Below are 13,509 nucleotides of genomic sequence, written 5' to 3'. Positions count from 1 at the left end.
TTTTCCTTGCCGGACAGGCGCCCGGCGTCATTTCAATGGACGGTGCCGTCCTCGATCTCGGGAGCTGCCCACATCCGTTCGATGTTGTAGAACTCCCGGACTTCCGGCCGGAACACGTGAACGATGATATCGCCCGTGTCGATCAGCACCCAGTCACCCGCCTCCAGGCCCTCGACGCGGGCATTGCCCAGGCCTTCGTCCTTGAGATCGGAGATGAGATGGTCGGCAATCGCCATGACATGACGGTTCGAGCGTCCGGACACGACCACCATGTAGTCGCCCAGCGCCGATTTGCCGGCAATGTTGATGGTGACGATATCTTCTGCCTTCGAGTCCTCGAGGCTTGCGAGGACCAGTTGAAGGGCACGGTCGGCGGCATCGTCGCCCCTTCCCGCGCTCTTGGAGAAAACGCCGATGACGTTTCCCTTCGCGTGCACTGTTGTCAGGTTCGTTCCTTTCTGTGTAACAGGACAAGCACGTCTTGTGCCGGCGTGTCGGGCCGGCACCTACCAAATGTAGGCATCAAAGGTTACCACTTTCAAGACGTCACTTCTGAGGGATGGTTTTCTCTAGCGCCGCCTGGCTGCGCAGCGCCGTGGAGCTGAGCGGCGAGCGGGGGCCGTGGATGAAGGTCCAGGCCGGCGCCCGGCGGCGGGCAAGCGACATCGCGTCCTCCTCGTCGATGCGCGCATAGTCGAAGGTCTTGGCCATGCGCGAGGAGAGATAGGCGAGCGTCGAGCCCGGCCGGTCGATGACGGCGATGGGGAAGGTGCAGGCGATCTTCTGCCAGTTCTGCCAGCGGTGGAAGGTGCCGAGATTGTCGGCGCCCATGATCCAGACGAAGTGGACGCCGCGGTTCAGCGCCTGCACGCGCTGGAGTGTCCTTGCCGTATAGCTCTGGCCGAGCCGCTTCTCGAAGGCCGTCACCTTGACGCGCGGGCCGGGGGCGATGTCCTCGCTGAGCCGGATGCGCTCGCTGAGCGGAGCGAGTTCGCGGTGGTTCTTCAAGGGGTTGCCGGGCGTCACCATCCACCAGAGCTGGTCGAGGCCGAGGCGGCGCAGGGCGATTTCCGCGACCAGCGCATGGCCCTCGTGCGGCGGGTTGAACGAGCCGCCGAACAGGCCGATCGCCATGCCCTTTTCCGCATGCGGCATTCTCAGGTAGCGCTCTGCAATCGCGTCCGACGTCACCTTAGGGCCGCACCTGTCCGGTGCCGCGCACGCGGTATTTGAAGGAGGTGAGCTGCTCGACGCCGACGGGGCCGCGCGCATGCATCTTGCCCGTCGCGATGCCGATCTCGCCGCCCATGCCGAACTCGCCGCCATCGGCGAACTGGGTGGAGGCGTTGTGCAGCAGGATCGCCGAATCGATCTCCGTGAAGAAGCGCTCGACGACCGCGGGATCCTCGGCGACCACGGCTTCCGTATGGGCGGAGGACCAGCGGTTGATATGCTCGATTGCGCCGGAGATGCCGTCGACGAGCGTGACGGAGATGATGGCGTCGAGATATTCGGTCGACCAGTCCGCCTCCGTCGCGGCGACAAGGTTCTCGATGCGGGCGCGGATCTCGTCCGTCGCACGCACCTCGCAGCCGGCGGCGCGCAGGCCTTCGAGAAGCGGCGCGAGATGCGTGTCGGCCGCGACGCGGTCGATCAGCAGCGTCTCCGCCGCGCCGCAGATGCCCGTGCGGCGCATCTTCGCGTTGACGACGATCGTCTTTGCCATGTCGAGATCGGCGGATTTGTCGACATAGATGTGGCACAGGCCTTCGAGATGGGCGAAGACCGGCACGCGCGCCTCGCTCTGCACGCGCGCGACGAGGCTTTTTCCCCCACGCGGCACGATGACGTCGATCGTGCCGCCGAGACCGGACAGCATGGCGCCGACGGCGGCACGGTCCGTGACGGGCACGTACTGGATGGCGTGTTCCGGCAGGCCGGCGGCCTTGAGGCCGGCGACGAGGCAGGAATGGATCGCCTGCGATGAATTCACGCTGTCCGAGCCGCCGCGCAGGATCACCGCATTGCCGGCCTTGAGGCACAGCGCCCCGGCATCCGCCGTCACGTTCGGCCGGCTTTCATAGATGACGCCGATGACGCCGAGCGGCGTGCGCACGCGCTCGATATGCAGGCCGTTTGGCCGGTCCCATTCGGCGATGACGTCGCCGACCGGGTCCTTCAGGCCGGCAATGTCGCGGATCGCGCCCGCAATGCCCTCGATGCGCTCGGCCGTCAGCGTCAGCCGGTCGATGAAGGAAGCGGCGACGCCGCTTTCCCGGGCATTGGCAAGGTCGACGGCATTGGCGGCGAGGATGGCATCGCGGCCGGCAAGGATTTCCGCGGCCATCGCGTCGAGTGCGCGGTTCTTCGCATCGGCGGTGGCGATGGCGAGCGGCCGCGCCGCGGCGCGGGCATTGCGGCCGATTTCGGCCATCAGGCTGTCGATATCGGTCCTGACCTGGTCAAGCATGGCTGACGTCCCTTTTCGCCTCGTCGGCGAGCGGCGCGGAAAGGCCGGTCACCACGAGGTCGTCCCTGTGCACCATGGCGGCGCGGCCGGCATAACCGAGGATGGCGGCGATCTCCGCCGATTTCTTGCCGATGATCATGCGGGCCTCGTCCGCGTCGTAGCCGGCAAGCCCGCGGGCGATCTCGCGCCCGTTCGTGCCGTAGATCGAGACCGTGTCGCCGCGCGAGAACGTGCCCCAGACGCCGCGCACGCCGGCGGGCAGCAGGCTCTTGCCCGAGGTCAGCGCCGTTTCCGCGCCGGCGTCGATCTCCAGCCGGCCGGCCGGCTGCAGCTGCCCGGCGATCCAGGTCTTGCGCGCCGTCACCGGCGAGCCCGAGGGCGCGAACCAGGAGGAGCGCGCGCCTTGCTCGACGGCGCGCAGCGGGTGGTCGACCTTGCCGGAGGCGATGATCATGGCGCAGCCCGCGCCCGTCGCGATCTTGCCGGCATCGATCTTGGTACGCATGCCGCCGCGCGACAGTTCCGAGGCCGCGCCGCCGGCCATGGCCTCGATCTCGGGCGTGATCGCCGCGATCGTTTCGAGGAAACGCGCTTCCGGATCGAGATGCGGCGGGGCGGTATAGAGCCCGTCGATATCGGAGAGCAGGACGAGCAGGTCGGCGCCGGTCATGGTGGCGACGCGCGCGGCGAGCCGGTCATTGTCGCCGTAGCGGATTTCGGTCGTCGCGACCGTGTCGTTCTCGTTGATGATGGGCACGGCGCCGAGTTTCAGGAGCTGGTTGATCGTGGCGCGGGCGTTGAGGTAGCGACGCCGTTCCTCCGTGTCGCCGAGCGTCAGGAGAATCTGGCCGGCGACGATGCCGTCCGTCGAGAGGCTTTCCGACCAGGCGCGGGCCAGCGCGATCTGGCCGACGGCGGCGGCGGCCTGGCTCTCCTCCAGCTTCAGGGCGCCCGAGGGCACCTTCAGCACGGAGCGGCCGAGCGCGATGGCGCCGGAGGAGACGACGAGCACCTCCGTGCCGCCGGCGCGCAGCGCCGCGATGTCCCTGCACATGGCATCGAGCCAGGCCTTTTTCAGGCCGCTCGCACGGTCGACGAGCAGGGCCGAGCCGATCTTGATCACAATCCGGCGGTATTTTCCGAGCGGTTTGCGGTGCTTCGTCATCTCAGTCGTCGGATCCGGAGTTCTTCGCCTCAACGATGATGTCGCGCAGCGCCCTGAGCGTGCCCGTCATGCCGACATTGGCGACGGCGGAAATCTGGAACGGCGTCTGCCCGCTCGCCTTCGCCAGCGCCTTGGTCTTCTTCTTCAGCTCGTCCTCGTCGAGCAGGTCGATCTGCGAGAGCGCGACGATCTCCGGCTTGTCGGTGATGCCGCCGCCATAGGCTTCCAGCTCGTGCTTCACCGTCCTATAGGCCTTCGCGACGTCCTCTTCCTGCGCGGAGACGAGGTGCAGCAGCACGCGCGTGCGCTCGACGTGGCCGAGGAACCGGTCGCCAAGCCCGATGCCGTCATGCGCGCCCTCGATGAGGCCGGGAATGTCGGCGAGGATGAACTCGCTGCCGTCGATCGTCGCGACGCCGAGATTGGGGTGCAGCGTGGTGAAGGGATAGTTGGCGATCTTCGGCCGGGCCCGCGTGCAGGTGGCGAGGAAGGTCGATTTCCCGGCATTGGGCAGGCCGACAAGGCCTGCATCGGCGATCAGCTTCAATCGGAGCCAGATGGTCTTCTCGTCGCCCTCCAGGCCCGGATTGGCCCAGTTCGGCGCCTGGTTGGTCGCCGACTTGAAATGCGCATTGCCGAAGCCGCCATTGCCGCCGGCGGCCAGCTTGAAGCGCTGGCCTTCCGTGACGAGGTCGACGATCAGCGTCTCGTTGTCTTCCTCGAAGATCTGCGTGCCGACCGGCACCTTCAGCGTCACGCTGGCGCCGTTCGCGCCGGTGCGGTTGCGTCCCATGCCGTGCGTGCCGGTCGCGGCCTTGAAATGCTGCTGGTAGCGGAAGTCGATCAGCGTGTTGAGGCCGTTGACGGCTTCCACCCAGACATCGCCGCCACGCCCGCCATCGCCGCCATCGGGGCCGCCGAATTCGACGAATTTTTCACGACGGAACGAGACAGCCCCTGCCCCGCCGTCACCGGACCGGATATAGACTTTTGCTTCGTCCAGGAACTTCATCGGCTCGCCGTTCGCTTTTCTCGTATTTTCATAGTGCCGTCTTCGATATAGCCGCTTCCGTGAGAGGTCAAAGACTATCGTGAAATTCGTCAGCTACAACGTCCAGTACGGCATCGGTCTCGACAACCGGTTCGACCTGCCGCGCATCGTCTCCAGCATTCACGGCGCCGATATCATCGCGCTGCAGGAAGTGACCCGCAATTTCAGCCGCAACGGCCATGTCGACATGGTCGCCGAGTTGCAGACGCTGCTTGCCAATCACTATTCCGTCTTCGGCGCGGCCTGCGATCTCGATGCGGGCTCTGCGATCGAGCAGGGCCGCGTGGTCAACCGCCGCTTCCAGTTCGGCAACATGATCTTCTCGCGCTGGCCGATCCTGTCGACCCGCACCATCCTCCTGCCGCGCACGCGCACCCTCGACAAGCTGAACCTGCAGCGCGGCGCGACCGAGGCGGTGATCGCCACGCCCAGGGGGCCGCTCCGCGTCTATTCCGTGCATCTCGACCATGTGCACCGCGACGAGCGCATCGCGCAGATCCGGTATCTGAAGGACCGTGCCCGGCTCTACCCCGCCGAGGGCGGCGCGATTTCCGGCGCCCATGAATTCGACCTTGCCGAGCCGCCGGTGCCGGAGGACTACGTGCTGATGGGCGATTTCAACATGGTGCCGGAATCGCCGGAATATTGCGAGATGGTCGGCGGCGTGGATGCGCTCTACGGCCGCCAGATTCGCGCTACCCATCCGGTGGACGCGCTGGCCGGCCTCGGCAAGCGCCATGCCGCCAGCTACAGCTGGGTCGATCCGAAGAACCATGCCGAGCGCCTCTTCCTCGATTACTGCTTCCTCAGCCATGGCCTCGTGGAACGGCTGACGGACGCCTGGGTCGACGAGACCGCCTACGGCTCGGACCATATGCCGGTCTGGTTCGAGCTTTCGTGAGTGAAACGAGCCGAACACTCTAAAACCGGGAAACCCTCTCCTCCGTCATGGTCGGGCTCGACCCGACCATCCACGCCACGCTAGCTGCGTGGATTCTCGGGTCGAGCTCGAGGATGACGTCGGTGGGGGACAGGGCGGATGTCTCCGCCCCGGTCCCTTTTCAGTGCCGCGGTGCCGCCGGGCGGAAATCGCCCGGCTCCAGCCGCGTTTCGATATGCGGCACCATCGCGCCGCGGGCGACGCAGAAGAGATCGCTGCATCCGGTGATGCGGAAGCCCGCCTTCTCCTGCACCCTGAGCGAGGCGACGTTGTCGGCGAAGATGCCGGACCGGATGTCCGTGCCGGGCATGCGCATCAGGAAGCGTGCCGTCGCCGCATGCACGGCCTCGCTCATGTAGCCCCGCCCCCAGTAGAAGCGGTTCAGCCAGTAGCCGAGCTCCCAACCGCCATTGCGGCGCTCGAAGGAAACGCAGCCGATATGCACGTCGTCTCCCGCGGTGATGGCGAAGGCCCAGCCCTCGTTGAGATCGGTGGTGGCGACGGAAAGCCATTCGGCCGCATCCTGCCGGTCATAGGGCGCGGGCACCCGCGCCAGCATGCGCGAGACCTGGAAGTCGTTCAGCGACTGGGCGATCGCCTGCGCATCGGACATGCGGTGCGGGCGCAGGACGAGGCGCGCCGTCGCGACGGTCGGGCAGGGCCCGGGGCCGACGATGCGCGCGCCTTCCGTCTGGGTCTGCAGGACGTTCATCGCATGCCTCCCCAGCTCTTCAGCGAGACCCAGGTCTTGCGGTCCAGCCGGTACCATTCGACGGGCACCATGCCGCCGACGGCAAGGCTCTGCACCATGCCGGTCGCCTGGAACTGGAAGCCGCACTTCTGGATGACCCGCCGCGAGGGGATGTTCATGACCCGGCAGCGCGCATCGATCTGCTCGATGTCGCGGGTGCGGAAGGCCATGTCGATCAGCGCGTGGGTCGCCTCGGTGACATATCCCTGGTTCCAGTAGGGCTCGCCCAGCCAATAGCCGAGTTCGACCGTCCGCCCGTCCTCGTGCGGTTCGATCCCGCAGCATCCGAGGAAGGCGCCGTTGTCGGCTTTCGTAATGGCATAGACGCACTTGCCAATCGCGCCGGCGCGTGTGCGTCGCACGAAATCGGCAGCATCCGCGACCGTGTAGGGGTGCGGCATGCGGGCGACCATGTTGGCGATATTGGCGTTGTTGGCGAGATGGGCAAGGGCGTCGATGTCGTCTTCGTGCGGGGCTCTCATGACGAGCCTCTGCGACAGCAAGATCGGGCAATCGGTCCTCGACCGTTCAGGCCTCAGCCGTTCCTTGGGAGACCGTGATTGGCCTTCCCTTAACAATTCGGTCTGCATGGTTCAGTCCTCCAGAGCAAAAAGGGGAGATAAGGTCTTGCCCCATCTCCCCTTTTTTCTTCAGGTCTGAACCTGTAGCGTCAGCCGGGTCGATGAGACGCCGGCTGTTTTAGAGCGCTACCGGCTTATTCCGCTGCTTCCGCTTTCGGGGCTACAGACACGTAGACGCGACCGTTGGCCTTCGTACGGAAATTCACATTGCCAGCCGTAAGGGCGAAGATCGTGTGATCCTTGCCGAGGCCGACATTGGCACCGGGATGCCACTGCGTGCCACGCTGACGGACGATAATGTTGCCTGCGACGACGGCTTCGCCGCCGAACTTCTTCACGCCAAGGCGCTTGGACTCGGAATCGCGACCGTTGCGCGAGGAGCCGCCAGCTTTTTTGTGTGCCATGGGAGTTCTCCTTTACCTGTCCAGATTATTCGGCTGCGGCTTCAGCGGCGGCTTCGGACTTCTTGGAAGCCTTCTTGGCCTTGCCGGCTGCGGCGATGTCGAGAATGCGGACGGTCGTGTTGTGCTGACGATGGCCGCGCGAGCGCTTTGAGTTCTGGCGGCGGCGCTTCTTGAAGGCGATGACCTTCTTGCCACGGCCATGCTCGACGACTTCGGCGGTCACGACGGCGCCTTCGACGAAGGGCGCGCCGATCGTGGCATCGGCGCCGACGCCGACCATCAGCACTTCGGTGAATTCGATCTTGGCGCCTGCGTCACCCGACAGCTTTTCAATCGTCAGGACGTCGTTGGCGGCCACGCGGTACTGCTTACCGCCGGTCTTGATGACTGCGAACATATTTTATCCTTTCATGTTCGTGCCGGCTCTTTGCCTCTGAAGGCAAGGCCGTCTTTTTGTCAGTCGGTAATGGCGATGCATTGGCGCACCGCCGGCTCAAGCGGTTCCTTGCGGGATAGCCTCTCGGCATGGCACAAAGAACCAACGTAGCGGCACAGGTCGGACCTATGCCACTGCACCTTGCGCAATAGGTGAGGCCATGAAAACTGTCAAGGGGATTTCCGTCACCATGACAAATAGATGAACTTTCCGCGCGCCAGCCCCCTTGCAACCCCGCCCGACACCCGCTATGTACCGCCCGCGCTGGAAAGCGTCGACCCGATGCGGAGAGGTGGCAGAGAGGTCGAATGCACCGCACTCGAAATGCGGCATACCTGCAAGGGTATCGTGGGTTCGAATCCCACCCTCTCCGCCATAATCGCCCGATATTTCGGTTCCCGGCAAGCGCCGCCGAACGGATCGGCGGTACCCTACCTCATGTTTGGTTTTGTGCATCGTTATCTGCCCATCGGTCTTACCAGCTGAAGTCGTCACGGCTGAGTTCGCCGAGCCGCGTGTTCTCAAGGACCAGATTGTCGTCGCCGGCGCGGATGATGACGTTGTTGCCGGACTGGCTGGCGGCCGCGCGGATGGCCGCATAGCTGTCGAACCGGTCGTAGTGGGAAAGGTCGATGCGGTCGTCGCCGTTTTCGAAGTCGGTGATAATGTCGCGGCCGCCGTTGAAGACGAAGACGTCGGCGCCTTCGCCGCCGGTCATCCTGTCGTTTCCGGCGCCGCCGTTCAGAACGTCGTTGCCCTCATGCGCGACGATGCGGTCGTTGCCGGACTGGCCCCAGATCCTGTCGTCGCCCTCGCCGCCAGAGATCACATCGCTGCCGGCCCCGGCATAGATCACGTCATTGCCTTCGCCGCCGCTGATTTGATCGCGACCCCTGCCCGCGACGGCATGGTCGTTGCCCTCGCCGAGAACGAGGTGGTTGTCGCCGTCGCCGGCGCGCAGGACATCGTTGCCGTCCCCGCCCCATAGCTTGTCGTCGCCGCCGCCCGATACGATCCGGTCGTTGCCTTCGCCGCCCCACACATGATTTCGGCCACTACCCGCATCGATGCGATCGTTGCCTTCCCCGCCATAGAGGAAATCGTTACCGCCATGGCCAAAAAGCAAGTCATCGCCCGAGCGGCCATAGAGATGGTCTTTCTGGTTCGTACCGATGATACGGTTGTCGTCGTCATTTCCGCGTTTCGTAACCATGTGAAAACTCCTTCGTCGACGGGCAGAATTGCCGTGTTGCGCGGGAGGAACGGCGCGCGTGGCGGCTTATTCCATCGAAGCGGAATTTTTCATTTCTGTCGGGCGCGCCGGCGGCATGGACTTGATGCGCCGCCTCATGGCATAGGGCGCGGGACACGACGAGGCCCGGTTTTTCATGATCCGCATCGAGAACATCAGCAAGTCCAACAGCCACCGCATCCTGTTCATCGAGGCGTCCGCCGCGTTGAACCGGGGGGAGAAGATCGGGCTTGTCGGGCCGAACGGGGCCGGCAAGACAACGCTCTTTCGCATGATCACCGGGCAGGAGGCGCCGGACGAGGGGCAGGTCTCGGTCGAGAAGGCGGTTTCGATCGGCTATTTCAGCCAGGATGTCGGCGAGATGGAAGGCCGCAGCGCCGTCACCGAGGTGATGGACGGGGCAGGGCCGGTGAGTTCGGTCGCCGCGGAGCTGCGCGCGCTCGAATCGGCGATGGTCGATCCCGACCGGCTTGACGAGATGGACGCGATCATCGAGCGGTATGGCGAGGTGCAGGCGCGCTACGAGGAGCTCGACGGCTACGGATTGGAGAGCCGGGCGCGCGAGGTGCTGGCGGGCCTGAGCTTCAGCCAGGAGATGATGGACGGCGATGTCGGCAAGCTTTCCGGCGGATGGAAGATGCGGGTGGCGCTGGCGCGCATCCTGCTGATGCGGCCGGACGTCATGCTGCTCGACGAGCCGAGCAACCATCTCGATCTCGAAAGCCTGATCTGGCTGGAGCAGTTCCTGAAGGGCTATGACGGGGCGCTTTTGATGACCTCGCACGACCGCGAGTTCATGAACCGCATCGTGACGAAGATCATCGAGATCGATGCCGGCTCGCTTACCACCTATTCGGGCGATTATGCCTTCTACGAGCAGCAGCGGGCCCAGAACGAGAAGCAGCAGCAGGCGCAGTTCGAGCGCCAGCAGGCGATGCTCGCCAAGGAGATCAAGTTCATCGAGCGCTTCAAGGCGCGCGCCTCCCACGCCGCGCAGGTGCAGAGCCGGGTCAAGAAGCTCGACAAGATCGAGCGGGTCGAGCCGCCGCGCCGCCGCCAGGCCGTCATGTTCGAGTTCCAGCCGGCGCCGCGCTCGGGCGAGGACGTCGTCAGCCTCAGGAATGTCGACAAGGCCTATGGCAGCCGGTCCGTCTACCGGGATTTCAGCTTCCTCATCCGCCGGAAGGAGCGCTGGTGCGTGATGGGCATCAACGGGGCCGGCAAGTCCACGCTGCTGAAGCTCGTCGCCGGGGCGGCAAGCCCGGATACGGGCAGCGTGACGATCGGGGCGAGCGTCAAGGTCGGCTATTTTGCACAGCATGCTATGGATCTGCTCGACGGGGACCTGACCGTCTTCCAGTGGCTGGAGGCGGAGTTTCCGCGCGCGGGGCAGGGGCCGCTGCGCACGCTGGCCGGCTGCTTCGGCTTTTCCGGCGACGACGTGGAGAAGAAGTGCCGGGTGCTGTCAGGCGGCGAGAAGGCGCGGCTTGTGATGGCGGCGATGCTGTTCGATCCGCCGAACTTCCTGATCCTCGACGAGCCGACGAACCATCTCGACCTCGACACCAAGGAAATGCTGATCAAGGCGCTCTCGGAATACGAGGGCACCATGCTCTTCGTGTCGCACGACCGCCATTTCCTCGGCGCGCTGTCGAACCGCGTGCTCGAGCTCAACGGCGACGACGTGCATCAATATCCGGGCGGCTATACCGAATACGTCGCCCAGACCGGCCACGAGGCGCCCGGGCTGCCGAATTGAACTAAGGGGCGAGGGGCCAGTTCTCAGCCTTTGCCGAGATACTGCTCGTCCGTCACCTGTTCCAGCCAGGTCACGGGCGAGCCGTCCTGCGCTTCGGCGATGGCGACATGGGTCATCGCGGTCCTGTCCGTCGCGCCGTGCCAGTGTTTTTCGCCGGGCGGGAACCAGACGACGTCGCCCGGGCGGATCTCCTCGATCGGCCCGCCCTCGCGCTGCGCCCAGCCGAGGCCGGCGGTGACGATGACGGTCTGGCCGAGCGGGTGGGTGTGCCACGCAGTGCGGGCGCCGGGTTCGAAGGTGACGATAGCGCCGCCGGCGCGGCCGGGGGCTTCCGCCTTGAAAGGCGTGTCGAGGCGTACCTTGCCGGTGAAGTAGTCGGCCGGGCCTGGCGTCGAGGGGCTGGTGCCGTTGCGCTTGATGTCCATATCCGTCTCCTGATTCTGCTGTGCGGATCCTATACCGGCAAGAGTGCTGGCGGAGCCGCCGGAGACGATTTATGAGAACGACGCAAGGTTTCAAGGCGGTGTGGAATGGACAAGCGGCGGATCGGGATCGTCGGCGGTGGGCCGGCCGGGCTGATGGCGGCGGAGGTGCTTGCGGCGCGCGGCCATGCGGTGAGCGTGCTGGAAGCCATGCCGACCATCGGGCGAAAGTTCCTGCTGGCCGGAAAGTCGGGCCTCAACATCACCCATTCCGAGCCCTATGACCGTTTCGCCGCCCGCTTCGGCGCGGCAGGCGCGCATCTGCGGCCGGCGCTCGATGCCTTCACGCCCGGGGACCTGCGGGCCTGGGCGGAGGGGCTTGGCACGAAGACTTTTGTCGGATCCTCCGGACGGGTGTTTCCGGTCGCCATGAAGGCCTCGCCGTTGCTGCGGGCCTGGCGGGCGCGGCTGGAAGGGCAGGGCGTCGCCATCCGCGTGCGCCATCGCTGGACGGGATTTGCGCCGGAAGGGCTGCGTGTCGAGACGCCCGACGGCGTGGCCGTGATGGCGTTCGATGCGGTCCTGCTGGCGCTCGGCGGCGCGAGCTGGCCGCGGCTCGGCTCGGATGCGGCCTGGATCGATGGCCTTGCGGAACGGGGCGTCGGCATCGCGCCCTTCCGCCCGGCCAATTGCGGCTTCGACGTGGACTGGTCGCCGGTCTTCGCCGAGCGCTTTGCCGGCGCGCCGGTCAAGGGCGTCACGGCGCAGTCCGCGGCGGGCACGATCCCCGGCGAATTCGTCGTCTCGAAGACGGGTATCGAGGGCAGCCTCGTCTATGCCCATGCGGCGGTTCTGCGCGATGCGCTGGAGGCGTCGGGCGCGGCCTCCCTCACGCTCGATCTTGCACCCGGGCGCAGTCTCGCGCGGCTTGCGGCCGACCTCGCCCGGCAGGGCGGCAAGGCGAGCTTTTCCAGCCGGCTCCGCAAGGGCGCGGGCCTCGACGGGGTCAAGGCGGCCCTGCTACGGGAATGCGTTCGGGATGTCCACATCTTGCCCCCGGACGCGCTGGCCGCGGCGATCAAGGCCCTGGCCATCTCCCTCGTCCGGCCGCGGCCGATCGCGGAGGCGATTTCCGTGGCGGGCGGCATCCGGTTCGATGCCATCGATGCGGACTATGGGCTGAAGGCCCTGCCGGGCGTCTTCGTGGCCGGCGAAATGCTCGACTGGGAGGCGCCGACCGGCGGTTATCTGCTGACGGCCTGCCTTGCGACCGGGCGGGCGGCAGCGGAGGGGATCGATCGCTGGCTATCCAATCGGGCGGATTGAGCCGACACGGTCAGCTGCGCTTCGGCCGCGTCGGCGCCTGGCCGAGGCTGGCGGCCGCATCCTTCAGGCAGGCGAGGTAGCGATCGCGGTTGGCCAGTCCGTCGTCGCGCGGGGTGACGAGGCACAGCGTGGCGGCGGCATGCCCCTCGTCCATGACCGGCACGGCGAAGCAATGGGTGAAGCTGTCGACGATGCTGTTGAAGGTGAAGAAGCCTTCGTGCCCGGCCTGGCGCACCTCGGTGAGGAAGGCCTGCGGGTCGAGCCATTCGCCGCCCGGCAGCTGGAAATCCTGCGGCGGGATGAAGGCGAGGATTTCCTCGTCCGTCATGTGGGCGACGAGCAGGCGGCCGGAAGCGGTCCACGGGATCGGCACCGACTGGCCGATATCGGTGGAGATGCGAAAGGGCCTTGCGCCCTCGCGCATGTGCACGACGGTGTATTTGTTGCCGTCCAGCATGCAGAACTGCGCGGTCTCGCGCGTTTCGCCGGCCAGCCGCTCCAGCGCCGCCTCGCATTCGCGGGTGAAGTCGAAATGGTTCTCGTAGGCCGCGCCGAGGAAATAGAGTTTCCGCCCGAGATAGACGCGGCCGTCGCCGCCGGTGAATTCCAGGATGCCGTTGCGCAGGAGGAGGTTCACCAGCTCGTAGACCGATGAGCGCGGCGCGCCGATCTGCGCGGCAATCTCGTTCGGCTTCAGCGCCTGCCGCTTCTGGCGCAGGAAATCGAGGATCTCGAAGGCGCGATCGAGTCCCCGGGCCCGCTTGCCGCCAGCATCGTCCGCAATAGCATCCATCTCGTCCGTTCCTGCCTTCGTCCTCGTCAAACTTCTCACGCCGCCCGCGCGATCTGTCAATCCGCGGCGGCCGGCCGTCGTCGCATACGAAATTTTCGACCTCCCCTTGCGGGGCGGAAAATTCGGCATAAGATCGCATCGTCCATTATAAAGATCATA

General features: G+C 65.8%; 15 protein-coding genes and 1 tRNA gene. 4 read left to right on the top strand and 12 right to left on the bottom strand.

What is annotated here, in order from left to right:
- Window positions 1-32 precede the first annotated feature (32 nt).
- From rsfS to obgE, 5 genes are read right to left on the bottom strand one after another with little or no spacing between them, the layout of a single operon-like run.
- The gene (gene rsfS, locus WMC41_RS20365; RefSeq protein WP_398432870.1) at window positions 33-506 is read right to left on the bottom strand and encodes a ribosome silencing factor; all 474 of its coding nucleotides are present in this window, start codon (window positions 504-506) and stop codon (window positions 33-35) included.
- A 40-nt stretch (window positions 507-546) separates the two neighbouring features.
- Entirely contained in the window at window positions 547-1,155 is a 609-nt protein-coding gene (locus WMC41_RS20360) for a nicotinate-nucleotide adenylyltransferase (protein WP_244770816.1), read from the bottom strand.
- A gap of 37 nt (window positions 1,156-1,192) precedes the next feature.
- Window positions 1,193-2,470, bottom strand: coding sequence for a glutamate-5-semialdehyde dehydrogenase (locus tag WMC41_RS20355; protein WP_432346008.1), 1,278 nt, complete (start codon window positions 2,468-2,470; stop codon window positions 1,193-1,195).
- A complete protein-coding gene (gene proB / locus WMC41_RS20350; protein WP_432346006.1) occupies window positions 2,463-3,635 on the bottom strand; it encodes a glutamate 5-kinase in 1,173 nt (390 codons plus the stop codon). Before proB ends, WMC41_RS20355 begins: the two co-directional genes overlap by 8 nt.
- A 1-nt stretch (window position 3,636) precedes the next feature.
- Window positions 3,637-4,647 (bottom strand): GTPase ObgE, encoded by a 1,011-nt coding sequence (gene obgE, locus WMC41_RS20345; RefSeq protein WP_432346004.1) that lies wholly within the window; start codon window positions 4,645-4,647, stop codon window positions 3,637-3,639.
- Between the two features lie 79 nt (window positions 4,648-4,726).
- Between obgE and WMC41_RS20340 the strand changes: the two genes are divergently transcribed.
- A complete protein-coding gene (locus tag WMC41_RS20340; RefSeq protein ID WP_288082316.1) occupies window positions 4,727-5,587 on the top strand; it encodes an endonuclease/exonuclease/phosphatase family protein in 861 nt (286 codons plus the stop codon).
- Between the two features lie 160 nt (window positions 5,588-5,747).
- Here the strand turns inward: WMC41_RS20340 and WMC41_RS20335 are convergent, their stop codons facing one another.
- From WMC41_RS20335 to rplU, 4 genes are all read right to left on the bottom strand, one after another.
- Window positions 5,748-6,338 carry a GNAT family N-acetyltransferase gene (locus WMC41_RS20335; RefSeq protein WP_432346002.1) on the bottom strand — a complete coding sequence of 197 codons (591 nt, stop codon included), beginning with the start codon at window positions 6,336-6,338 and terminating at the stop codon, window positions 5,748-5,750.
- Window positions 6,335-6,967, bottom strand: a complete 633-nt coding sequence (locus WMC41_RS20330; RefSeq protein ID WP_432346000.1) for a GNAT family N-acetyltransferase — start codon at window positions 6,965-6,967, stop codon at window positions 6,335-6,337. Before WMC41_RS20330 ends, WMC41_RS20335 begins: the two co-directional genes overlap by 4 nt.
- Before the next feature lie 125 nt (window positions 6,968-7,092).
- On the bottom strand, window positions 7,093-7,362 hold the full coding sequence (rpmA, locus tag WMC41_RS20325; protein ID WP_064331928.1) for a 50S ribosomal protein L27: 270 nt from the start codon (window positions 7,360-7,362) through the stop codon (window positions 7,093-7,095).
- Window positions 7,363-7,387: 25 nt separating this feature from the next.
- On the bottom strand, window positions 7,388-7,759 hold the full coding sequence (rplU, locus tag WMC41_RS20320; protein ID WP_064331927.1) for a 50S ribosomal protein L21: 372 nt from the start codon (window positions 7,757-7,759) through the stop codon (window positions 7,388-7,390).
- 325 nt (window positions 7,760-8,084) lie between these two features.
- Between rplU and WMC41_RS20315 the strand changes: the two genes are divergently transcribed.
- Window positions 8,085-8,174 (top strand) — tRNA-Ser (locus WMC41_RS20315).
- A 99-nt stretch (window positions 8,175-8,273) separates the two neighbouring features.
- Here WMC41_RS20315 and WMC41_RS20310 read toward each other — a convergent pair.
- Window positions 8,274-9,011: a calcium-binding protein gene (locus WMC41_RS20310; RefSeq protein ID WP_432345997.1), complete on the bottom strand. Its 738-nt coding sequence runs from the start codon at window positions 9,009-9,011 to the stop codon at window positions 8,274-8,276.
- Between the two features lie 175 nt (window positions 9,012-9,186).
- Between WMC41_RS20310 and abc-f the strand changes: the two genes are divergently transcribed.
- On the top strand, window positions 9,187-10,809 hold the full coding sequence (gene abc-f, locus WMC41_RS20305) for a ribosomal protection-like ABC-F family protein (RefSeq protein ID WP_432345995.1): 1,623 nt from the start codon (window positions 9,187-9,189) through the stop codon (window positions 10,807-10,809).
- A gap of 23 nt (window positions 10,810-10,832) precedes the next feature.
- On the opposite strand, the gene WMC41_RS20300 is transcribed toward abc-f, so the two are convergent.
- Complete coding sequence (locus WMC41_RS20300) at window positions 10,833-11,234, bottom strand: (R)-mandelonitrile lyase (protein WP_432345993.1); 402 nt, start codon at window positions 11,232-11,234, stop codon at window positions 10,833-10,835.
- Between the two features lie 105 nt (window positions 11,235-11,339).
- On the opposite strand from WMC41_RS20300, the gene WMC41_RS20295 reads away from it, so the two are divergent.
- Window positions 11,340-12,557: a TIGR03862 family flavoprotein gene (locus tag WMC41_RS20295; RefSeq protein WP_432345991.1), complete on the top strand. Its 1,218-nt coding sequence runs from the start codon at window positions 11,340-11,342 to the stop codon at window positions 12,555-12,557.
- A gap of 10 nt (window positions 12,558-12,567) precedes the next feature.
- Here WMC41_RS20295 and WMC41_RS20290 read toward each other — a convergent pair whose 3' ends face one another.
- Window positions 12,568-13,350: an IclR family transcriptional regulator gene (locus WMC41_RS20290; protein WP_245083164.1), complete on the bottom strand. Its 783-nt coding sequence runs from the start codon at window positions 13,348-13,350 to the stop codon at window positions 12,568-12,570.
- Window positions 13,351-13,509 lie beyond the last annotated feature (159 nt).

The organism is Shinella yambaruensis (assembly GCF_050859155.1).
Taxonomy (GTDB): Bacteria; Pseudomonadota; Alphaproteobacteria; order Rhizobiales; family Rhizobiaceae; genus Shinella; species Shinella yambaruensis.
Note: the sequence above shows the minus strand (reverse complement) of the source record. Positions and strands in the feature narration are given on the sequence as shown.

Excerpts from the sequence above, each read along its gene's own strand:
- WMC41_RS20360 (WP_244770816.1), bottom strand. The coding sequence starts at position 1,155 with ATGCCGCATGCGGAAAAGGGCATGGCGATCGGCCTGTTCGGCGGCTCG.
- WMC41_RS20355 (WP_432346008.1), bottom strand. The coding sequence starts at position 2,470 with ATGCTTGACCAGGTCAGGACCGATATCGACAGCCTGATGGCCGAAATC.
- proB (WP_432346006.1), bottom strand. The coding sequence starts at position 3,635 with ATGACGAAGCACCGCAAACCGCTCGGAAAATACCGCCGGATTGTGATC.
- obgE (WP_432346004.1), bottom strand. The coding sequence starts at position 4,647 with ATGAAGTTCCTGGACGAAGCAAAAGTCTATATCCGGTCCGGTGACGGC.
- WMC41_RS20335 (WP_432346002.1), bottom strand. The coding sequence starts at position 6,338 with ATGAACGTCCTGCAGACCCAGACGGAAGGCGCGCGCATCGTCGGCCCC.
- WMC41_RS20330 (WP_432346000.1), bottom strand. The coding sequence starts at position 6,967 with ATGCAGACCGAATTGTTAAGGGAAGGCCAATCACGGTCTCCCAAGGAA.
- rpmA (WP_064331928.1), bottom strand. The coding sequence starts at position 7,362 with ATGGCACACAAAAAAGCTGGCGGCTCCTCGCGCAACGGTCGCGATTCC.
- rplU (WP_064331927.1), bottom strand. The coding sequence starts at position 7,759 with ATGTTCGCAGTCATCAAGACCGGCGGTAAGCAGTACCGCGTGGCCGCC.
- WMC41_RS20310 (WP_432345997.1), bottom strand. The coding sequence starts at position 9,011 with ATGGTTACGAAACGCGGAAATGACGACGACAACCGTATCATCGGTACG.
- abc-f (WP_432345995.1), top strand. The coding sequence starts at position 9,187 with ATGATCCGCATCGAGAACATCAGCAAGTCCAACAGCCACCGCATCCTG.
- WMC41_RS20300 (WP_432345993.1), bottom strand. The coding sequence starts at position 11,234 with ATGGACATCAAGCGCAACGGCACCAGCCCCTCGACGCCAGGCCCGGCC.
- WMC41_RS20295 (WP_432345991.1), top strand. The coding sequence starts at position 11,340 with ATGGACAAGCGGCGGATCGGGATCGTCGGCGGTGGGCCGGCCGGGCTG.
- WMC41_RS20290 (WP_245083164.1), bottom strand. The coding sequence starts at position 13,350 with ATGGATGCTATTGCGGACGATGCTGGCGGCAAGCGGGCCCGGGGACTC.